The 20,754-nt window shown below is 64.9% G+C and carries 22 protein-coding genes; 14 read left to right on the top strand and 8 right to left on the bottom strand.

The genetic code is table 11. The annotated features are described in order from the left end of the window. Positions 1–169 precede the first annotated feature (169 nt). Positions 170–1,309: a beta-ketoacyl-ACP synthase III gene (locus tag N5A92_RS08035; RefSeq protein ID WP_260902315.1), complete on the bottom strand. Its 1,140-nt coding sequence runs from the start codon at positions 1,307–1,309 to the stop codon at positions 170–172. A 223-nt stretch (positions 1,310–1,532) separates the two neighbouring features. Next, positions 1,533–3,182: an energy-dependent translational throttle protein EttA gene (gene ettA / locus N5A92_RS08030; protein WP_260901625.1), complete on the bottom strand. Its 1,650-nt coding sequence runs from the start codon at positions 3,180–3,182 to the stop codon at positions 1,533–1,535. Between the two features lie 162 nt (positions 3,183–3,344). Here ettA and N5A92_RS08025 point away from each other — a divergent pair, with 162 nt between their 5' ends. Next, the gene (locus tag N5A92_RS08025; RefSeq protein ID WP_260901624.1) at positions 3,345–4,031 is read left to right on the top strand and encodes an SDR family NAD(P)-dependent oxidoreductase; all 687 of its coding nucleotides are present in this window, start codon (positions 3,345–3,347) and stop codon (positions 4,029–4,031) included. A gap of 103 nt (positions 4,032–4,134) precedes the next feature. Further along, positions 4,135–5,067 (top strand): alpha/beta fold hydrolase, encoded by a 933-nt coding sequence (locus N5A92_RS08020; RefSeq protein WP_260901622.1) that lies wholly within the window; start codon positions 4,135–4,137, stop codon positions 5,065–5,067. Between the two features lie 46 nt (positions 5,068–5,113). On the opposite strand, the gene N5A92_RS08015 is transcribed toward N5A92_RS08020, so the two are convergent. Then, the gene (locus tag N5A92_RS08015) at positions 5,114–5,545 is read right to left on the bottom strand and encodes a CBS domain-containing protein (RefSeq protein ID WP_260901619.1); all 432 of its coding nucleotides are present in this window, start codon (positions 5,543–5,545) and stop codon (positions 5,114–5,116) included. A 181-nt stretch (positions 5,546–5,726) separates the two neighbouring features. Here N5A92_RS08015 and N5A92_RS08010 point away from each other — a divergent pair, with 181 nt between their 5' ends. Beyond that, the gene (locus N5A92_RS08010) at positions 5,727–6,902 is read left to right on the top strand and encodes a CaiB/BaiF CoA transferase family protein (protein ID WP_260901617.1); all 1,176 of its coding nucleotides are present in this window, start codon (positions 5,727–5,729) and stop codon (positions 6,900–6,902) included. Continuing rightward, the gene (locus N5A92_RS08005; protein ID WP_260901615.1) at positions 6,899–8,548 is read left to right on the top strand and encodes a thiamine pyrophosphate-binding protein; all 1,650 of its coding nucleotides are present in this window, start codon (positions 6,899–6,901) and stop codon (positions 8,546–8,548) included. Before N5A92_RS08010 ends, N5A92_RS08005 begins: the two co-directional genes overlap by 4 nt. A gap of 72 nt (positions 8,549–8,620) precedes the next feature. Here N5A92_RS08005 and N5A92_RS08000 read toward each other — a convergent pair whose 3' ends face one another. The 5 genes from N5A92_RS08000 to N5A92_RS07980 form a co-directional block, all read right to left on the bottom strand. Next, positions 8,621–8,782, bottom strand: a complete 162-nt coding sequence (locus tag N5A92_RS08000; RefSeq protein ID WP_260902362.1) for a glycine zipper domain-containing protein — start codon at positions 8,780–8,782, stop codon at positions 8,621–8,623. A gap of 52 nt (positions 8,783–8,834) precedes the next feature. Then, positions 8,835–9,359: a DUF6692 family protein gene (locus N5A92_RS07995; protein WP_260901614.1), complete on the bottom strand. Its 525-nt coding sequence runs from the start codon at positions 9,357–9,359 to the stop codon at positions 8,835–8,837. Next, positions 9,359–9,814 carry a DUF305 domain-containing protein gene (locus N5A92_RS07990; RefSeq protein ID WP_313958395.1) on the bottom strand — a complete coding sequence of 152 codons (456 nt, stop codon included), beginning with the start codon at positions 9,812–9,814 and terminating at the stop codon, positions 9,359–9,361. Before N5A92_RS07990 ends, N5A92_RS07995 begins: the two co-directional genes overlap by 1 nt. Positions 9,815–9,831: 17 nt before the next feature. Beyond that, positions 9,832–10,398: a c-type cytochrome gene (locus tag N5A92_RS07985; protein WP_260901612.1), complete on the bottom strand. Its 567-nt coding sequence runs from the start codon at positions 10,396–10,398 to the stop codon at positions 9,832–9,834. Positions 10,399–10,522: 124 nt separating this feature from the next. Next, the gene (locus tag N5A92_RS07980) at positions 10,523–11,137 is read right to left on the bottom strand and encodes a TetR family transcriptional regulator C-terminal domain-containing protein (protein ID WP_260901610.1); all 615 of its coding nucleotides are present in this window, start codon (positions 11,135–11,137) and stop codon (positions 10,523–10,525) included. 222 nt (positions 11,138–11,359) lie between these two features. Here N5A92_RS07980 and aptA point away from each other — a divergent pair, with 222 nt between their 5' ends. From aptA to N5A92_RS07930, 10 genes are all read left to right on the top strand, one after another. Continuing rightward, a complete protein-coding gene (aptA, locus tag N5A92_RS07975) occupies positions 11,360–12,688 on the top strand; it encodes an omega-aminotransferase AptA (protein ID WP_260901608.1) in 1,329 nt (442 codons plus the stop codon). Position 12,689: 1 nt separating this feature from the next. Further along, positions 12,690–12,983 carry a cupin domain-containing protein gene (locus N5A92_RS07970; protein ID WP_260901605.1) on the top strand — a complete coding sequence of 98 codons (294 nt, stop codon included), beginning with the start codon at positions 12,690–12,692 and terminating at the stop codon, positions 12,981–12,983. 15 nt (positions 12,984–12,998) lie between these two features. Then, on the top strand, positions 12,999–14,249 hold the full coding sequence (locus tag N5A92_RS07965; protein ID WP_260902312.1) for a Zn-dependent hydrolase: 1,251 nt from the start codon (positions 12,999–13,001) through the stop codon (positions 14,247–14,249). A gap of 122 nt (positions 14,250–14,371) precedes the next feature. Next, positions 14,372–15,823, top strand: coding sequence for a dihydropyrimidinase (gene hydA / locus N5A92_RS07960; RefSeq protein WP_260901604.1), 1,452 nt, complete (start codon positions 14,372–14,374; stop codon positions 15,821–15,823). A 39-nt stretch (positions 15,824–15,862) separates the two neighbouring features. Beyond that, the gene (locus N5A92_RS07955; protein WP_260901603.1) at positions 15,863–16,681 is read left to right on the top strand and encodes an ABC transporter ATP-binding protein; all 819 of its coding nucleotides are present in this window, start codon (positions 15,863–15,865) and stop codon (positions 16,679–16,681) included. 213 nt (positions 16,682–16,894) lie between these two features. Next, a complete protein-coding gene (locus N5A92_RS07950; RefSeq protein WP_260901601.1) occupies positions 16,895–17,833 on the top strand; it encodes an ABC transporter permease in 939 nt (312 codons plus the stop codon). Further along, positions 17,830–18,690 (top strand): ABC transporter permease, encoded by an 861-nt coding sequence (locus N5A92_RS07945; protein WP_260901599.1) that lies wholly within the window; start codon positions 17,830–17,832, stop codon positions 18,688–18,690. Before N5A92_RS07950 ends, N5A92_RS07945 begins: the two co-directional genes overlap by 4 nt. A gap of 109 nt (positions 18,691–18,799) precedes the next feature. Next, positions 18,800–19,786 carry an ABC transporter substrate-binding protein gene (locus N5A92_RS07940; protein WP_260901596.1) on the top strand — a complete coding sequence of 329 codons (987 nt, stop codon included), beginning with the start codon at positions 18,800–18,802 and terminating at the stop codon, positions 19,784–19,786. Between the two features lie 181 nt (positions 19,787–19,967). Further along, the gene (locus tag N5A92_RS07935) at positions 19,968–20,333 is read left to right on the top strand and encodes a DUF982 domain-containing protein (protein ID WP_260901594.1); all 366 of its coding nucleotides are present in this window, start codon (positions 19,968–19,970) and stop codon (positions 20,331–20,333) included. A gap of 115 nt (positions 20,334–20,448) precedes the next feature. Further along, positions 20,449–20,754 (top strand): DUF982 domain-containing protein, encoded by a 306-nt coding sequence (locus tag N5A92_RS07930; RefSeq protein WP_260901592.1) that lies wholly within the window; start codon positions 20,449–20,451, stop codon positions 20,752–20,754.

The following is a 20,754-nucleotide window of genomic DNA, read 5'->3' as shown; positions in this document are numbered from 1 at the left end:
TCGTTGAGATGGTTATATGGGAAGTTCCTATTCCAGGTCTCGGAAGCCAACACCGCTATAAGTACAGCCAACGGAAAACGCATCGTCTGTTATGACAACGAGCGAGGTGGAAGTGCCCTACGAGGTCATCCACGCGGATTTCGACTTGCGCGCTGTTGCCTAAGGCGGTTCACATCATCCTAAGAAGCGCCCCGCCGATGGAATAGCCCGCCCCGAAGGCGCAGAGCAGGCCGAAGTCTCCGGGGTGCATGTCCTCGTGGTTCTCCTTGAGCGCCACGATGGCGCCGGCGGCGGCCGTATTGCCGAGACGTTCGAGCACGGTTGGAGCCACGTCCTGCCCCACCTCCTTTCCGAAGGCGAGTTTCAGGATCATGGCGTTCATGCGGGCGTTGGCCTGGTGCAGCCAGAAGCGACGGATCGTGCGCGGGGTGTGGCCGTGCTCAGCCAGGAAGTCGACGATGAACTGGTGGCCGGCCACCGTCACTTCCTTGAAGACCTTGTTGCCCACCTGCTTGATCATGTTGCCTTCCATGTCGAGCACGGAAGGGTTGCCCTGCGAGAGACGGGCAAGGAAGCCGAAATTGGTGCGGATGTTGTTGGAGAACTGGGTCCAGCTGCGCGTATCGACAATCTCGAAGCGTCCCGGCCGGTCCTCGCCCTCCTCCATGCCCTCGACAAGTACGGCCACGGAGGCGTCGCCGAAGATGAAGTGGGTCTGCCGGTCCCGGAAGTTCAAAAGCCCGGTGATCAGCTCCGGCGTGACGACCAGCACCCGTCTGTGCGCGCCGGTGCGCACCAGGTTCGTCGCCACATGCAGCCCGGCCAGCGCCGAAGAGCAGCCGAGCCCCATGTCGAAGGCCGCGCCTTGCGTCCCCAGCGCCTGCTGGATCTCGATGGCGACCGCCGGATAGGGCCGCTGATGGTGCGCGGCCGAACAGATGACGAGATCGACGTCGCGCGGCGCCACCTGGGCGTGGGCGAGCGCCTTTTTCGCCGCCGCCAGGCCGAACTCCGCCATCACCGACAATTCGTCGTCGCCGCGTGCGGCAATGTGCGGCGCCATGCGATTTGGATCAAGAATGCCCTCGCGCTCGTAAACGTGGCGGCGGCGGATGCCCGAGGCCTGGACGATGAAGTCGGCATCCGAGGGCGGCAGCGGCGCCTCGCCGCGCCTCGCCCGCTTGGCGTTCTCCATCTCCACCCAGATGTTGTAGGTGTGGACAAGCTCTTCGTTGGAGATGGAGGCTGGAGGGATTTCAACGCCGATGCCGCCGATCGCCACGCGGCTGAATGCCTTGCGTGCCGCCATCACCGCGAATTCCGTCGCCTCGCGCTCGCTCGTCCGCCGTAGCATAGGTTCGGCCTGCCTTCTTGCGTTGTGCCTTCACGCGCGCGCGCCGACAAGGCGGCAGTCCCCGCTCCCTCCCAGGACAACCGATACTATGATCAAATAACTAAGGGAATGCGAATGCGGCGTATTTCTGACCGTATACCGTTGAAAGGGGGCGGATGCCTGTCCGCCCCCGTCGTCCTCACCGCGTCAGCGGCTTATACGTCACCCTTCTTGGATTGACGCTCTCCGGCCCCAGCCGGCGCACCTTGTCGGCTTCGTAGTCCTCAAAATTGCCCTCGAACCATTCCACGTGGCTGTCTCCCTCGAAGGCCAGGATGTGGGTTGCCAGACGGTCGAGGAACATGCGGTCGTGCGAGATGATGACGGCGCAGCCGGCGAAGTTTTCGAGCGCATCCTCGAGAGCCGCCAGCGTCTCGGTGTCGAGATCATTGGTGGGTTCGTCGAGCAGGATGACGTTGCCGCCCTCTTTGAGCAGCTTCGCCATGTGCACGCGGTTCCTCTGGCCGCCGGAAAGCGTGCCCACCTTCTGCTGCTGGTCGCCGCCCTTGAAGTTGAACGAGGAGCAGTAGGCTCTGCTGTTCACCTCGTGCCGGCCCAGCTTGATGATGTCGTTGCCGCCGGAGATTTCCTCCCAGACGGTCTTTTCAGGATTGAGCGTGTCGCGGCTCTGGTCGACATAGCCGAGCTTGACCGTATCGCCGATGCGGATTTCGCCGCCGTCGGGCCCCTCCTGGCCCGTCAGCATGCGGAACAGCGTCGTCTTGCCGGCGCCGTTGGGGCCGATCACCCCGACGATGCCGCCGGGCGGCAGCTTGAATGAGAGATCGTCGATCAGAAGACGATCGCCATACGCCTTGGAAAGCCCCTCGGCCTCGATCACCTGATTGCCCAGCCGCTCACCGGCCGGGATGATGATCTGCGCATCGCCCGGCCGCCGCTCGGAGGCCGCCTGCACCAGTTCGTCATAGGCCCTGATGCGCGCCTTCGACTTGGCCTGCCGCGCCTTGGGGCTGGCGGCTATCCACTCGCGCTCGCGCGACAGCGCCTTGAGGCGGGTGGCCTCCTCGCGGCCCTCCTGCTGCATGCGCTTGGCCTTGGCTTCCAGATAGGCGGTGTAGTTGCCCTCGTAGGGAATGCCACGCCCGCGGTCGAGCTCGAGGATCCAGCCCGTCACATTGTCGAGGAAGTAACGATCGTGGGTGATGATGAGGACGGCACCCGGATATTCCCGAAGATGCTTTTCGAGCCACGCCGTCGTCTCGGCGTCCAGGTGGTTGGTCGGCTCGTCGAGGAGAAGCAGGTCCGGCTGGCGCAAGAGAAGCTGGCACAGCGCCACGCGCCGCTTCTCGCCGCCCGAAAGCTTCGTCACCTCCGCATCGCCCGGCGGGCAGCGCAGCGCTTCCATCGCCATCTCGACCTGGGAATCCAGGTCCCACAGGTTCTGGCTGTCGATCTTATCTTGGAGCTCCGCCGCCTCGTCCGCCGTCTCATCGGAGTAGTTCATCATCAGTTCGTTGTAGCGGTCGAGGATGGCCTTTTTGGCCGCCACGCCTTCCATGACGTTGCCCATCACGTCGAGCGCCGGGTCGAGCTGCGGCTCCTGCGGCAGGTAGCCCGAGGTCGCCCCCTCGGCCAGCCACGCCTCACCGGTAAACTCCTTGTCGAGGCCGGCCATGATCCTCAGCACGGTCGACTTGCCGGCGCCGTTCGGCCCCAGAATGCCGATCTTGGCATCGGGGTAGAAGGAAAGGTGGATGTTTTCGAGAACCTTCTTGGCTCCAAAGGCCTTGTTGAGGCCGGCCATGTGGTAGATGAATTGGCGTGCCATGGGGCGCGTCGCACTCCGTTTGCAGGATCGGGGAAAGCCGTGGCGTATGTAGGCCAAAGGGCTTCGCCCCGCAATGCCCTGATTGTCTGCGCGAAACGCCGGTGCTCGCTTCAGACCAGCCGCGCCCCGTCTCGCTAAAGCTTTGCAAAGGAGGAATTGTCCATGTCAGTCGCTCTGATCGTCGGCGTGGGAGACGGCCTCTCGGCCTCGCTCGCCAGAAAACTCGCAGCGCGCGGCTATCGCCTCGTGTTTGCGGCGCGCAACATCGCGAAGCTGGGCGGGCTGGCTGCCGAGACCAAAGCCGTCACGGTTGCCTGCGACGCCTCCCAAAAAGACGACGTCGCTGCCCTCTTTGAGCAGGTGGACGAAATGGGCGAAGCGCTGGAGATCGCCATCTACAACCCGTCCGCGCGCGCCCGCGGTCCGTTCATCGAGATCGACCCCGACGCGGTGCAAACGGGACTTCAAGTCACCGCCTTCGGTGCATTTCTTGTCGCGCAGCAGGCGGCAAGGCGCATGCTGCCGCGCGGGCACGGCGCGATCTTCTTCACGGGCGCCTCGGCCGGCGTGAAGGGTTTCCCCCAATCGGCCTCCTTTGCCATGGGAAAGTTCGCGCTGCGCGGTCTCGCACAGTCGCTCGCCCGCGAACTGCATCCGAAAGGTGTGCACATAGGTCACGTCGTGGTCGACGGGGCGATCCGCAATCCCGGCCGGACGGAGCCGCCCGACCGGCCGGACTCGATGCTCGACCCCGACGCGATCGCCGAGACATACATGCAGCTTCTGGAACAGGATCGCAGCGCGTGGTCGTGGGAGATCGAGGTCAGGCCCTGGGTCGAAACATTCTAACGGCGCGCCGGGCCGGCGCTCTGAACTCCTCCGGCTTGAACGAAAAACGGATACGCGCCTATTTTCAACGAAGATTTGAGCCGGCCTTGCGGCGGGAGGGGCTATGCCGTTCGATGATCAACGCGAGCTTGCCGCACCGTCCGGCGCCGTGCTCAACCTTTATATCAGGCACTGCAACCCGCCGGCTAAGGGTGTCGTGCAGATCAATCACGGTCTGGCCGAGCATGCCGCCCGCTATGCGCGCTTCGCTGATTTCCTGGCAGCGCACGGCTTTCACATCTACGCGCATGACCACCGCGGCCACGGCCATACCAAGGCGCCGGACGCGCCGCTCGGCACCTTCGGCCAAGAACCGGCTGCGGAGAATGTGATTGCCGACGTGCTGGCCGTGCACGAGCGAATCGCCACCGATCATCCGGGTCTGCCGGTCATCCTCTTCGGCCACTCCATGGGGGCCATGATCGCCCTCGCCTTCCTGATGCGCCACGCCTCCCGCGTCCGTGCCGCAGCACTGTGGAACGCGCCGCTGGCAAACCGGCTAGAGGCGCGTGCGGCCAAGGCGGTGCTCGCCTGGGAGCGCTTCCGCCTCGGTTCCGACGTTCCTTCGCAGCTGATTCCGCGCCTCACTTTCCAGGCGTGGATAACGGCAATCCCCGATGCCCGCACGCCCTTCGACTGGCTGTCGCGGGACGCCGAAGAGGTGGAAAAATGCATTGCCGACCCCCTCTGCGGCTGGCTCCCCACCGTTGCCATGTGGCGCGCCGTCTTCGACTTCAATCTCATGATCGCCGGCGGCGACTTCTCCGCAGTGCCAAAGGGTTTACCCGTCCAACTCGTCGGCGGCGGCGCCGACCCTTCGACCAAGGGCGGTGAAACCGTGCGTCGGCTCGAGGCGCGTCTTCGCCGGGAGGGCTTTTCGAATCTGGAAACAATAATTTACCCGGAAATCCGGCACGAATCCCTGAACGAGTTGAATCGAGAGGTCATCATGGGTGATTTCGCACAATGGGCCACGGGCGCGCTCGCGGGCGCCTGAGACGGCGCCCGAACGCGCCCCGCATCAATCCACCGTGGAGGCGACCCTACATACGCCGCGGATCATCGCTCGGCTCCGACACGTCTTCGAGCGCGTGCTCGGCGGCCTCGACGTCACCACGAGCTAGATCGGCCAGCGCCACCATGCCAACAAGCCGCTTGTCCCGGTTGATCACCGGCAACCGCCGCACCTGATGCTTGGCCATAATGTCGGCCGCGCGCTCGGTGCCGTCATCCTCGTAGCAATAGGCGACCTTGTCCGACATCACCTCGCGCACGGTCGTGTTACCGGCCGGCCGCTCCTCGGCCACGGCGCGAACGGTGATGTCGCGGTCCGTCACCATGCCGATCAGCCGGTCGTTCTCGCCGACCGGCAGCGCCCCGACATTATCCGCCCGCATCTTGCGCGCCGCCTCGCGAATGGTGGCATTCGGATCGATGATGTCGACGGACGTGCTCATGAACTCCTGCACCTGCATGGCTTCCTCCAGGGTAAACGTTGCCTTCCCCTATCGAACGCACTTGGAGGCGTCATGTTTCCCCGGTCCGCCATCAAGATTGCAAAATGCTACCGGAAAAGAGGCACTTTGCGACAGGCAGTGACAGGGCGTGGCAAGTTCTGCTAGGCACCGATCGTCGTCACAGGAGCATCCACCTTTCATGGCCGCCCCCCCGCTCAAAGGCATCCGCGTCGTCGAACTGGCGCGTATCCTTGCCGGCCCCTGGGCCGGGCAACTGCTCGCCGATCTCGGCGCCGACGTTATCAAGGTGGAAAACCCCGACGGCGGAGACGACACGCGCCGCTGGGGGCCGCCTTTCGTGACGGCCGAGGACGGGACAAACCTTTCGGCCGCCTACTACCACGCCACCAACCGGGGAAAGCGCTCCATCGCGCTCGATTTCGCACAAGAGGGCGACCGCACCGCGCTTCTGGAGCTCATCGCCTCGGCCGATGTGCTCATCGAGAATTTCAAGCTCGGCGGGCTGAAGAAATACGGCCTCGACTACGAGAGCCTGAAGGCGCTCAACCCGCGCCTCGTCTACTGCTCCATCACCGGCTTCGGCCAGGACGGGCCCTATGCGCCACGCGCCGGCTACGACTTCATCATCCAGGGCATGTCCGGGCTGATGTCGATCACCGGCCCGGCCGGCGGGGAACCGCAGAAAGTGGGAGTAGCCGTCTCCGACATCTTCACCGGCCTCTATGCCGTCATCGCCATCCAGGCAGCGCTGCGCCACGCCGAGAGCACGGGCGAAGGCCAGTTCATCGACATGGCGCTCTTCGACGCACAGATCTCCGTGCTCGCCAACCAGAACCTGAACTACCTTGTCTCCGGCAATGCACCGACCCGCATGGGCAACGCCCACCCGAACATCTGCCCCTATGAAGTCTTCGAGGTGGCGGACGGCCATTTTGTCCTGGCCGTCGGCAACGACGCCCAATTCGCTCGCTTCTGCAGGGTCATCGGCGCGGAACATCTGGCTGGCGATGCGGATTTTTCGACCAACGCCGCGCGCGTCGCCAACCGTGAACGCCTGCGCGGCGAGATAACGCCGAAGCTGAAGACCTTCCCCCGCGACGCGCTGTTGGAGAAACTCGATGCGGCCGGCGTGCCCGCAAGCCCGATCAATACGATCGAGGAGATGTTCGCCGACCCGCAGACCGTCGCCCGCGGCATGCGCATCGAGCTTGACGACGGCCACGGCAATACTTTGCCCTCGGTGCGCGCGCCAATGCGCCTGTCGGCAACGCCGCTGTCCTATACGCGGCCTTCCCCCCGGCTGGGCGAGCACACGCAAGAGATCCTGCGCGAACTGGAAGAGAGAAAATCATGAAGACGGGCGGTGAGCTTATCGTCGAGGCGCTTGAGGCAAACGGTGTTGACCGGCTTTATTGCGTGCCGGGCGAAAGCTACCTCGCGGTCCTCGACGCGCTTTACGAATCGACTATCCGCACCATCGTCTGCCGCCAGGAGGGCGGCGCGGCCATGATGGCCGATTGCCACGGCCGGCTTACCGGCCGACCCGGCATCTGCTTCGTCACCCGCGGCCCCGGCGCCACCAACGCGTCTGCCGGCGTTCACATCGCCATGCAGGATTCGGTGCCGATGATCCTCTTCATCGGCCAGGTGGCGCGCGGCATCAAGGAGCGCGAGGCCTTTCAGGAAGTGGACTACAAGGCCTTCTACGGCGGGATCGCCAAATGGGTGGTCGAGATCGACGATGCCGCCCGCATCCCCGAGCTTCTCACCCGCGCCTTTGCGGTCGCCACCTCCGGCCGCCCCGGTCCGGTGGTGGTGTCGCTGCCGGAGGACATGCTGACGAGCGAGGTGGAGGCCTCCGCAGCTCTGCCCTGCACCCCGGTCGAGACCCGCCCCGGCCATCATGAGATGGAAAAGCTCGCCGAGCTTCTCATCAATGCGAAGCGCCCCTTCGTCATCCTCGGCGGCACGCGCTGGGACGAGGCGGCAATCTCCTCCTTCCAGAAATCGGCCGAGCGCTGGGCGCTGCCCGTCGGGTGCTCCTTTCGCCGGCAGATGCTCTTCGACCATCTGCACCCCTGCTACGCGGGCGATGTCGGCATCGGGCCCAACCCGCAGCTCGCCGATGCCATCAAGAATGCTGACCTCGTCCTCCTCCTCGGCAGCCGGCTGGGCGAGATGCCATCCTCCGACTACACGCTGCTGAAAAGCCCCTACCCCGACCAGACGCTCGTCCACGTGCATGCGGATGCGAACGAGCTCGGCCGCGTCTACCGCCCCGCGCTCGCCATCAACGCCACGCCTTCAGCCTTCGTCGCCGCCTTTGCCGAGATGAAACCGGAAGCCCTGCCGGACTGGGCGGAGGAGACCGAACGCCTGCACGGCGCCTACCTTGCCTGGTCCACCCCGCCCGAAACCGGCCCCGGCCCGGTGAAGATGGGCCCCATCATGGCGTGGCTTGAAGAAAACCTGCCCGACGATGCCATCCTGACCAACGGCGCCGGCAACTACGCCACCTGGCTCCACCGCTTCCACCGCTTCCGCCGCTTCGCCACCCAGGGCGCTCCCACCTCCGGCTCCATGGGCTACGGCACGCCTGCGGCGGTGGCCGCCAAGGACCTGTTCCCCGACCGTGAGGTGATCGCCTTCGCCGGCGACGGCTGCTTCCTCATGAACGGCCAGGAATTCGCCACCGCCGTGCAATACGGCCTGCGCATCATCGTCGTCGTCGTCAACAACGGCACCTTTGGGACCATCCGCATGCACCAGGAACGCCACTACCCCGGCCGCGTCTCCGCCACGGACCTGCAAAACCCCGACTTCGCCGCGCTGGCCCGCGCCTATGGCGGGCATGGCGAGACGGTGGAGAAGACGGAGGAGTTCGCCGGCGCCTTCGAGCGGGCGCGGGAAAGCGGCAAGCCGGCGATCATCGAGGTGAAGCTCGACCCGGAGGCGATCACGCCGACGCGGACGCTGACGGAGATCAGGGAGGGGCGGTAGTTCGGCTCCGGTCAACACCGAGGCACTTGTCCCTTTCCGCAGCTGATCGCACCGGAAAACTTGCTCGCCCGCCTAACCGCCCCTCTTGGCACGGTTAGCCGCGCCTATGCCGGCGCCTACGGCGATGCCGATGGCGATCCACATCGCGACATTGTCCATGGCAGCGCCAAGGGCTGCACCTACGCCCACGCCGATCGCAATGCCCCAGGCCATGGATGAGGACCGATCTTTCATGTGCACCACTGTAGCGACTGAACAGACGGCGGCAAGCTCGGAAAAATCGACCTCAGTCGACGCACCGATAATAACCGCGATAGCCCACCTTCAGCCTGTCGCCCACCTCAAAAACCGACGTCGCCTCTTCCTGGCTCTGGTCGGCGGTCGCGCCTCCCCCCTCCGTAGCAAGCGACATGCGAACCTCGTCTGCGGCGAGCACAAGCTCGCTGCTTGATGAAGCCGAGCGCAGCAGCACGAGGGAGCCATTGAGTTTCACCACGCCCTCGGCGCCGCCGCCCGGCAACGCCTTCACGGCAAGCACCGGCTTGCCGGAGCTGGTGTAGCGGAAGATGCAATGCGCCCCCCGCCCAATGGCCTTCCAGATCTCCGCATCGCTCATCGTCGCCGGGTCGAGGGTCGGGATATGCGCGCCAGAAAGCGCTTCCCCCGCCGGCGCTATCCGGGGGGGCTCATGGGCTCGCACGGGGTTGAGCTCGTCGTCCGGCGCTTCGCTCTCGCTGCATCCGACAAGCAAGGCGGGCGCGAGGAGAACCGCGGTGTACGCCCAGTTGAGCCGTGGCGAAGGCGATCGCATCAGTCCCGTGCCTCGAGATCGCGTATAAGGTATTTCATCTCGGCGATCTCCCGCTCCTGCGCCTCGATGATCTCGTCGGCGAGCTTTCGCACGCGCGGGTCGGAAACCTGGGATCGCGCGCTGGTCATGATGGCGATCGAATGGTGCGGGATCATCGCCTTCATGTATTCGATGTCATCCACCGTGGCCTGGCTGCGCACGAGCCACAGGGAAAGCGCGAACAGGGCCACCGATCCGCCGAAAATGGCCAGGTTGATAGACATCCGCTTATACATGCCCAGCATGAAACCGAGCATGATCACGGCCATCGTCGAACCCATGACAAGCGCCATCCAGGCGCGCGTCTCACTCCAGAACACGTGCTCGTAGGCATAGGTATTCAGATACATCAGCCCATACATGACCACGGTGGCTGTCACGATCATTCCGGCGAAGCGCCAGTATGACATCTGCATCGGCTCGTCCTCCGTCGTCAGTGCGCGTTTTCTCCGTGCGAACTGCCCTCGCTGGCAGGCTCACCGGTGGCGGCATATTCCTCGGGCGTCATCGCCGGCAGACGCTTGACGAAGAGAGCGATGTTCCAGAGCGTCCGGTCGTCGTGGGACGGCCCGAAGGCCGGCATGCCTGTCAGCCTTATCCCGTGCTTGGCGATCCAATGCACCTCCTCCAGCTTCCACTCGTCGGCCACCTCCGCCAGGTGAGGCGGCCTCGGCCGCATGCCGCTCGCCCATTCGGCCCGCTCGACGCCCGGGCCGGCATGGCAGTGCTGGCATGTCGCCTTGTATTCCGTGCCGCCGGCGGCGATCATCTCGGGTGTTGCGCCTTCGGGGGCAGTCGTGCCGGAGGCGCGGTTGCGGACGGAATTGCGCAGCGTGGTGTCGAACGCCCACCGGGTGAAGGACGTATGCTGCTCCGTCGCCGCGACGTTGTAGCCGCCGGTATAGACGACGACCAACCCGATCACGGCGAGCACGACGAGGACGCCTGCCACGCCCGCGATCACGAGAAGGCTACCCTTCCTCAGCTCGCGCTTGTCCATGTCAACCTCTCTGCAGGTGCACTTCCAAGCGCTGCGGGACCGAATTTGTTCCTCACCGGAGCTTAGGTGTGAGGCCTTGGGAATGGGTTGGGCGTCTGGAGTCGTGAGGCCGGTGCAGGACATCTCACCCCAAAAACAACCCCTCCAGAAACCGCGCTGCGTCCTCGAACCTTCCCTCCCCGCCCTTGTCCGGCCCCAGCACCGCGCGCACCTGCACGTCGAAATCGGCATAATGCTGCGTCGTCGCCCAGATGGCGAAGATGAAGTGGTGGGGGTCGGCTTGTCTCAGCTTCCCCTGGCGCATCCAGTCGCGGATGATCTTCGCCTTCTCGTCGACGAGTTCCTTCAACTCGCCCTCCAAGAGCGGCAGGGTGCGCGGGGCGCCTTGCAGGATCTCGTTGGCGAAGAGGCGGCTTTCGCGCGGGAAGTCGCGGGCCATCTCGATTTTGCGGCGGATATAGGAGCGGACTTCGGTGACCGGGTCGCCCTCGGCGTCCATCTCGCGCAAGGGGGCGAGCCAAGCCTCCATCAGCCGGTCGATGAGGGTGACGAAGATCGCTTCCTTGCTCTTGAAGTAGTAAAGCAGGTTGGGCTTCGACATGCCGGCGGCCTCGGCGATCTGGTCGATGGTCGCGCCGCGGAAGCCGTGCTGCGCGAAGACCTCCAGTGCCGCCTCCAGGATAAGCTCGCGCTTCTCGCGCTGGATGCGCGTGCGCCTCGGATTCGTTGGCTTATCCATCGTCTCGACCCCGCCGCATCCGCGCTCTCCTCGCCCCGCCCCTGGCCCAGCGCATCGCCCGGGGCTGGTGCGCCAAGCCATGGGCTGAAAACCCTAGAATGGTCTTGACCGCCCGAATGGCGGTGTTAACGTTTGTCCAAACGGTCAAAAATTGCGTATCACACCTTCGCTAAGAATACCAAGCTTGACCGGGACAAGGGGAACCATAACGGAGGCTTGGTCATGTCCAACCGGCTCAATGTAAAGCCGAACGATCTCAGTGCATTCTGGATGCCGTTCACGGCGAACCGGCAGTTCAAGCAGGCGCCGCGCATGCTGGTGGCGGCGAAGGATATGCATTACACGGCCGATGACGGCCGCAGGGTCCTCGACGGCACGGCGGGGCTGTGGTGCGTGAATGCCGGCCACTGCCGGCCGAAGATCACCGAGGCGATCCAGAACCAGGCGGCTGAGCTTGACTATGCGCCGGCCTTCCAGATGGGCCACCCGATCGTCTTCGAGTTTGCCAACCGGCTGGTCGATATGGCGCCGGAGGGTATGGACCACGTCTTCTTCACCAATTCCGGCTCGGAGTCGGTCGATACGGCGCTGAAGATCGCACTCGCCTATCACCGGGCGAAGGGCGACGGCGCGCGCTTCCGCCTGATCGGCCGCGAGCGCGGCTATCACGGGGTGAATTTCGGCGGCATTTCAGTGGGCGGCATCGTCGCCAACCGCAAGATGTTCGGCACGCTTCTGACCGGCGTCGACCACCTGGCGCACACCCACCTGCCGGGCAAGAACGCCTTTATCCGCGGCGAGCCGGAGCATGGTGGCGACCTGGCGGACGAGTTGGAGCGCATCGTCACGTTGCACGACGCCTCAACGATAGCCGCAGTCATCGTCGAGCCGGTTGCCGGCTCCACCGGCGTGCTCATCCCGCCCAAGGGGTACCTCAAGCGCCTGCGCGACATCTGCGACAAGCACGGCATCCTCTTGATCTTCGACGAGGTCATCACCGGCTTCGGTCGCCTCGGTACCCCCTTTGCGGCCGACTATTTCGACGTCGTGCCCGACATCATGACGACGGCCAAGGGTGTAACCAATGGCGTCATCCCCATGGGCGCGGTGTTCGTGAAGAAGGAAATCCACGACGCCTTCATGAACGGACCGGAGCACCTGATCGAGTTCTTCCACGGCTACACCTATTCCGGAAACCCGATCGCCTCGGCCGCCGGCATCGCCACGCTGGAGACCTATAAGGAGGAAGGCCTGCTCACGCGCGGCGCCGAGCTCGGCCCCTACTGGGAAGACGCCCTCCATTCGCTGAAAGAAGCGCCGTACGTCATCGATATCCGCAACATCGGCCTCGTCGGCGCCATCGAGCTGGAGCCGATCGCCGGCCAGCCGACCAAGCGCGCCTTCTCCGCTTTCCTGAAGGCCTTCGAGAAGGGCGTCCTGATCCGCACCACCGGCGACATCATCGCGCTCTCGCCGCCGCTCATCATCGAGAAGGGCCAGATCGACGAGATCGTCGACTGTCTGCGCGAGGTGCTGAGAATGGTGGATTGACATGAATGGATCCCGCCCGCAGGCAACCCACGAAGTGCTGATCGACGACGATCGGGTGCGGGTCACGCGCTGGGATTTCGTGCCCGGCGCGCAGACCGGCTGGCACCGTCATGGCATGGACTATGTCATCACCACCCTCACCCCCTGCTCCTTCTTGCTGGAGGAGCAGGGCGGCAGTTCCAGACGCGCCGACATGGCCGCCGGGGTCTGCTACCGGCGTAACGAGGGCGTCGAGCACAATGTGGTCAATGCCGGCGACCAGCCCATGGCTTTCGTGGAAGTCGAACTGAAATAAAAGGGGACTATGAACATGGCCGCACCGGGCGAGAACCTGAGGATCAACGCCGACCGCTTGTGGGATGCGATCCACGAAATGGCGGAGATCGGCCCGGGCGTTGCCGGCGGCAACAACCGCCAGACGCTCACCGACGAGGATGGCGAAGGCCGCCACCTCTTCAAGCGGTGGTGCGAGGAAGCGGGCATGAGCGTGGCCGTCGACGAGATGGGCACCATGTTCGCCCGCCGCGAGGGCACCGATCCCGATGCACTCCCCGTCTATGTCGGCTCCCACCTCGACACGCAGCCGACCGGCGGCCGCTATGACGGTGTCCTGGGCGTGCTCGGCGGCCTGGAGATCGTGCGCTCCCTGAACGATCTCGGCATCAAGACGAAGCACCCCATCATCGTCACCAACTGGACCAACGAGGAAGGCACGCGCTACGCCCCGGCGATGCTCGCCTCCGGCGTCTTCGCCGGCGTTCACGAGCTCGATTGGGCCTATGACCGCAAGGATGCCGCGGGAAAACGCTTCGGCGACGAGCTGGAGCGCATCGGCTGGAAGGGTGAGGAGCCGGTCGGCCAGCGCAAGATGAAGGCGTTTTTCGAGCTGCACATCGAGCAGGGCCCGATCCTGGAGGATGAGGGAATCGACATCGGCGTCGTCACCCACGGCCAGGGGCTGAAGTGGCTGCAGGTCACGATCACCGGCAAGGAGAGCCACACCGGTTCCACCCCCATGCCCAAGCGCCGCAACGCCGGCCTCGGCATGGCACGGGTGACGGAGCTGGTGCACGAGGTGGCGATGGACTATCAGCCGAACGCCGTAGGCGCCATCGGCCATGTCGAGGTCTACCCGAACTCACGCAACATCATTCCCGGCCGCACGGTCTTCACCATCGATATCCGCTCGCCGAACAAGGAGACGCTGGACACGATGGATGCCCGCATCCGCGAGGGCATCGCCGCGATCTGCGAGGCGATGGACATCTCCCACGAGGTGGAGCAGGTGGGCCATTTCGACCCCGTTACCTTCGATGAGGACTGCGTAAAGGCGGTCCGCAACGCCGCCGAGCGCCTCGGCTACACCCACCGCAACATCGTCTCCGGCGCCGGCCATGATGCCTGCTGGATCAACCGGGTGGCACCGACGGCGATGGTGATGTGCCCCTGCGTGGACGGGCTGTCGCATAACGAGGCCGAGGAGATTTCGAAGGAGTGGGCGCAGGCGGGCGCCGACGTGCTGTTCCACGCGGTGGTGGAGACGGCGGAGATTGTTGAGTGAGGAAGTGGTTGCCGGTACCACCCTTCCCCTCCTCTGGAGGACACTTATGGGGAGGCTTAAGGGGCTAGCCCGCGCCATCGACGCAATGTAATCACGGACAAACGATAAAAAGGGGAACCCCAATGTCCAAGGTCATCAAGAACGGCACCATCGTCACCGCCGACCGCACATGGAAGGCGGATGTGCTGATCAAGCACGACAAGATCGTCGGCATCGGCCCCGACCTTCACGCCGACCACGAGATTGACGCCACGGGCTGCTACGTCATGCCGGGCGGCATCGATCCGCATACGCATCTGGAGATGCCCTTCATGGGCACCTACTCCTCCGACGATTTCGAAAGCGGCACGCGCGCGGCCGTCTCCGGCGGCACCGCGATGGTGGTCGATTTCTGCCTCCCCTCGCCCGGCCAGTCGCTCCTGGAAGCCATCCAGATGTGGGACAACAAGTCGACCAAGGCAACGTGCGACTACTCCTTCCACATGGCGATCACCTGGTGGAGCGAGCAGGTTTTCAACGAGATGGCCGAGGTGGTCGACCGCGGCATCACCTCCTTCAAGCACTTCATGGCCTATAAGGGCGCGCTGATGGTGGACGACGACGAGATGTATTCGTCCTTCCAGCGCTGCGCCGCGCTCGGCGCGCTCCCCCTCGTCCACGCCGAGAATGGCGACGTGGTGGCCCAGCTCCAGGCCAAGCTCATGGCCGAGGGCAACAACGGACCCGAGGCACACGCCTATTCTCGCCCGCCGGAGGTAGAGGGCGAGGCTGCCAACCGCGCCATCATGATCGCCGACATGGCGGGTGCACCGCTCTACATCGTCCATACCTCCTGCGAGCAGGCGCACGAGGCCATCCGCCGCGCCCGCCAGAAGGGCATGCGCGTCTATGGCGAGCCTCTCATCCAGCATCTGGTGCTCGACGAGAGCGAGTATGCAAACCCCGATTGGGACCACGCCGCCCGCCGCGTCATGTCGCCCCCCTTCCGCAACAAGCTGCATCAGGATTCGCTCTGGGCAGGCCTGCAGGCGGGCTCCCTGCAGGTGGTGGCAACAGACCATTGCGCTTTCACCACCGAGCAGAAGCGCTTCGGCGTCGGCGACTTCACCAAGATCCCGAACGGCACCGGCGGTCTCGAGGACCGCATGCCTGTCCTGTGGACCTTCGGGGTCAACACCGGCCGGCTGACCATGAACGAGTTCGTTGCCGTCACCTCGACCAACATCGCCAAGATCCTCAACATGTATCCCAAGAAGGGCGCCATCGTGGACGGGGCGGATGCCGATATCGTGGTGTGGGACCCGAACGCGGAAAAGACCATCTCCGCCGAGAACCAGCAGTCGGCAATCGATTACAACGTCTTCGAGGGCATTAAGGTCAAGGGCCTGCCGCGCACCGTGCTGTCACGCGGCGAGATCGTCGTCGAGGATGGCGTGGTCAAGCCGAAACCCGGCCACGGCGAATTCGTGGCGCGCGAGCCCAACGCGCCTGTCAACCGCGCACTGTCGAAGTGGAAGGAGGTCACCGCGCCACGCAAGGTGGAGCGAGCCGGCATCCCGGCGAGCGGTGTATGAGAATGCCGCGCCCTGCCGTCCGGACGTGCGAGTAACGCCATGAACGCCCCCGCAAGCAAGCTCCAGCCAGCCGCGGCCACCACCTCCCCTGTCGTCGAGGCGAAGGCCTTGAGCCTCACCTTCGAGACCGCCGACGGCCCCGTCCGGGCGCTCTCTGATGTCGATCTTTCTGTCGGACGCGGCGAGTTCGTCTCCTTCATCGGCCCGTCGGGCTGCGGCAAGACCACCTTCTTGCGCGTCATCGCCGACCTGGAGCAGCCGACGGCGGGCGACATCCGCGTCAACGGGCTCACTGCCGAGGCCGCCCGCCGGGCCCGCGCCTATGGCTACGTCTTCCAGGCCGCCGGCCTTTTCCCCTGGCGCACCATTGAGAAGAACGTCGCCCTGCCGCTGGAGATCATGGGCTATTCGGCCCGAGAGCGGCGAGAACGCGTCGCCCGCACGCTGGATCTCGTCAACCTCACCGGCTTTGAGCGCAAATACCCATGGCAGCTTTCCGGCGGCATGCAGCAGCGCGCCTCGATTGCCCGCGCACTCGCCTTCGACGCCGATCTTCTCTTGATGGACGAACCCTTCGGCGCATTGGACGAAATCGTGCGCGACCATCTGAACGAGCAGTTGCTGGAGCTCTGGGCGCGCACGAACAAGACCATCTGCTTCGTCACGCACTCGATCCCGGAGGCGGTCTATCTCTCCACCCGCATCGTCGTCATGTCGCCGCGCCCCGGCCGGGTGACGGACGTCATCGAATCGACACTGCCGAAAGAGCGCCCGCTCGACATTCGCGAGACGCCGGAGTTTCTTGAGATCGCCCACCGCGTACGCGAGGGCCTGAGGGCGGGGATGAGCGATGAGTGAGCGCGGCATAGAGCGCCGGCGCCTCCCCTCCCCCTCGAGGGTAGGGTGGACAGCCGCCGTCAGGCGGCTGGACGGGTGGGGTCACCCCGGCCGTACTCGGCGCTCATCAGCGTCCCGCTCTTCGACCGGGCAGCCCCCTCTGGCCTGCCGGCCATCTCCCCCTCAAGGGGGGAGAACCGCTACTGCCATGACGCAGCCCCGGAGGACGTATTCATGACCGCCTCCACTCCCATCGCCGCTCCCGGCTCCGCATCCGCCGCCACGGGCACCGTCTTTCGGCGCCTGGCAGACGGCAAGGCGCTGCCCATCGCCATCGTCGTCGCCGCCATCGTCCTCATCTGGTACGGCTTCACCGTCTACCTCAACGCCCCCTGGCAGATTGGCCTGTACCAGCGCGCAGACACCGAATGGACGGCGGCCGATCTCGTGCGCGACACCATGGCTCAGGAGAGGCCGGTGCTGCCGGCGCCGCACCAGGTGCTGGCCGAGATGTGGAAGACCACCGTGGAGGTGCGCCCCACCTCCAACCGCAGCCTTCTCAACCACGCCTGGATCACCCTCTCCTCCACCCTGCTCGGCTTCGCCATCGGCACCACGCTCGGCGTCCTGCTCGCTGTCGGCATCGTCCACAACCGCGCCATGGACAAGTCGGTGATGCCCTGGGTGATCGCCAGCCAGACGATCCCCATCCTCGCCGTCGCGCCGATGATCATCGTCGTGCTCAACGCCATCGGCCTCTCGGGCCTCCTGCCGAAGGCGCTGATCTCCACTTATCTCTCCTTCTTCCCCGTGGTCGTCGGCATGGTGAAAGGTTTCAGGAGCCCCGAAGCGATCCAGCTCGACCTGATGCGCACCTACAATTCGAGCCGCACGCAGACCTTCTTCAAGCTGCGCTGGCCGTCGGCGCTTCCCTTTCTCTTCACCTCCATGAAGGTGGCCGTCGCCATCAGCCTCGTGGGAGCCATCGTCGGCGAATTGCCGACGGGTGCCGTCGCCGGCCTCGGCGCACGCCTGCTCGCCGGCTCCTACTACGGCCAGACGATCCAGATCTGGGCCGCCCTCTTCATGGCGGCGGCCCTCGCGGCAAGCCTCGTCGCCCTGGTCGGTCTCGGCCAGCGCCTCGTCATGGCGCGCATGGGAGCACGGCCATGAATGCGGCGGTCGCCGGTGCCCTTGTCTTCTGGGCGGGCGCCTGGGCGCTCAACGAGTGGCTGGTGCGGCACAATCCGCGCGCACCACTTGCCCGCCGCGCCCTCTCCCTTCTCGTCCCGGCCATCTTCGGGATAACGCTGCTGGTCGTCTGGGAGGGCCTCGTGCGCGGGCTCAACGTGCCGACGGTGCTCCTCCCCCCTCCCTCCATGATCTGGGATCGCATCGTCGGCTCCGTCCCCACCCTGTGGGCCGACTTCCGCCAGACCTTCCTGAAGGCGGTGCTTATCGGCTATGCGCTCGGCTGCGGGTCGGGCTTCCTGGCGGCGATCGCCATCGACCGCTCGCCCTTCCTGAAGCGCGGGCTCCTGCCGCTCGGCAATTTCGTCTCCGCACTCCCCATCATCGGCATCGCCCCCATCATGGTCATGTGGTTCGGCTTTGACTGGCCGTCGAAGGCCGCCGTCGTCGTCGTCATGACCTTCTTTCCCATGCTGGTGAACACGGTTGCCGGCCTCTCGGCCTCCTCGGCCATCGATCGCGACCTGATGCGCACCTATGCGGCCTCCTACTGGCAGACGCTCTTCAAGCTGCGCCTGCCGGCGGCTGCGCCCTTTATCTTCAATGCCTTGAAGATCAACTCCACCCTGGCGCTGATCGGCGCCATCGTAGCCGAGTTCTTCGGCACGCCCATCGTCGGCATGGGCTTCAGGATCTCCACCGAGGTGGGACGGATGAACATCGACATGGTGTGGGCGGAGATCGCCGTCGCCGCCCTGGCCGGTTCGCTCTTCTACGGCCTTGTCGCCCAGATCGAGCGGGCCGTCACGTTCTGGCATCCGTCCATCCGCGGTGGATAGAGCAATTCCAGGAAAGATGGGGAACCGGTTTTCCGTCCGGAATTGCGTAGAATAAGGAAGACCAACCGGCCGTGGGGAGCACGGCTCAACCTCAGAGGGAAGCGAAAAAATGAAAAGACTGATGACAACCATGCTCGCCGGCGCCATGTCGCTCGCCGCGCACAACGCACTTGCCGCCGACGATGTCACCCTGCAGCTCAAATGGGTGACCCAGGCCCAGTTCGCCGGCTACTACGTGGCCAAGGACCAGGGCTTCTATGAGGAAGAGGATCTGAACGTCGAGATCAAGCCCGGCGGGCCGGACATTGCGCCCCCGCAGGTGCTGGCCGGCGGCGGCGCCGACGTCATCGTCGAATGGATGCCGGCAGCACTTGCCGCGCGCGAGCGCGGCGTGCCGCTGGTCAACATCGCCCAGCCTTTCAAGTCATCCGGCATGATGCTCACCTGCCTCAAGGAGAGTGGCATCGAGACGCCGGAGGATTTCCGGGGCCGCACGCTCGGCGTCTGGTTCTTCGGCAACGAGTATCCCTTCCTGTCGTGGATGAGCCATCTGGGCATCCCGACCGATGGCGGCGAAGATGGTGTGGAGGTCCTGAAGCAGGGCTTCAACGTCGATCCGCTGCTCCAGAAGCAGGCCGACTGCATCTCCACCATGACCTACAATGAGTACTGGCAGGTGATCGACGCCGGCATCCCAGAGGAAGACCTCATCACCTTCAAATACGAGGACCAGGGCGTGGCGACCCTCGAGGATGGCCTCTACGTGCTTGAGGACCGGCTCGAGGACCCTGAATTCGTCGACAAAATGGTCCGCTTCGTGCGCGCTTCCATGAAGGGCTGGAAGTGGGCCGAGGAGAACCCCGACGAGGCCGCCATGATCGTGCTGGACAACGACGCCACCGGCGCCCAGACCGAAAAGCACCAGAAGCGCATGATGGGCGAGATCGCCAAGCTGACGGCCGGCTCCGACGGCACGCTTGACGTGGAGGACTACCAGCGCACGGTGGACTCGCTTCTGGCTGGCGGCTCCGACCCCGTGATCACCGAGGCTCCCGAGGGAGCCTACACGCACGAGATCACCGACAAAGCGCTGTAAGGACGGCATCACCCGTGCATTCTCAAGGGGCGGGCGACCGCCCCTTGATCTTTGAGATGGCGCTTGAGCGCGCTGCCCATATCGCGTTCATAATTGCTCATAAAATTTTCCCGGCAATTGAATAAAAGCTGCAACCTTTTCGGGCTTCGCGCGTTTAGCGGCGTCGGGAATGGGGGGAGCCATGCACCTTTTCAAGACACCCGTCGTCGTCGAGCCCGGCGTGCTGGGCCGCTTTCGGATCGTGCTGGGACCGGTCCAGGCGCTTGAGATCCTTACCGGCAGATGGCCGGACAAGGAAAGCGAGAACTATCGCAAGGCGGTGGCGGCTTGCCGCGAGGCGGCCAAGGGCAGGAAGGCGCCGCATCTCGCGCGCCGAAGCTTCGTTGCGGCAGCACGCACAGCCAAGGTTCTCGTCCCACCAGAGGTTTCGCGCCAATACACGATCGGCTCCGTCGATCTGGCTGCGTTCGCAGTTAGCGCTGCCAAGAGGCGCCGATATCGGCGGCGCGGCCCATCCGGCGCGGGATCGCCCTCCCGCTCGCATTGAGCATGCCCACAGGGGCTTTGCCGGCAGCGCAGAACAGGGCCGGTGAAGCTTTCTTATTCGCCGGGCATCGAGTATTCTTCGGGAACTGGTTGCGGGAAGGGAAGGAGCCCCTGAGATGGATGCCGCCCAGTTCAAACTGCCGATCCGGCTTGTGCCTCATCCGCACGAACCCGTGGTCGAGATCTACAGCGCCGAAGAGGCGCTCGATTTCCTGATGTCATGGCCGGTACAGGAGGGAGGCCTCTTCGAACGCACCCTTGCCGCCTGCCTCGCGGCAAGCGCCGACCCCACGTCAACCGAGGAAGCTCGAAGGATCTTCTCCAGCTTCGCCCGCGCGGTCGGCGTCATCGCGCGGGACGTGCCGCTCGACAGCCTCTATGAGGGAGAGCGCCTGAAGCAGGATATCCAGGGCGAGAGTTGA

This window comes from Chelativorans salis, assembly GCF_025336525.1.
Lineage (GTDB): Bacteria > Pseudomonadota > Alphaproteobacteria > Rhizobiales > Rhizobiaceae > Chelativorans > Chelativorans salis.
The sequence above is the reverse complement of the archived record's forward strand: the minus strand, read 5'-3'. Positions and strand labels throughout refer to the sequence as shown.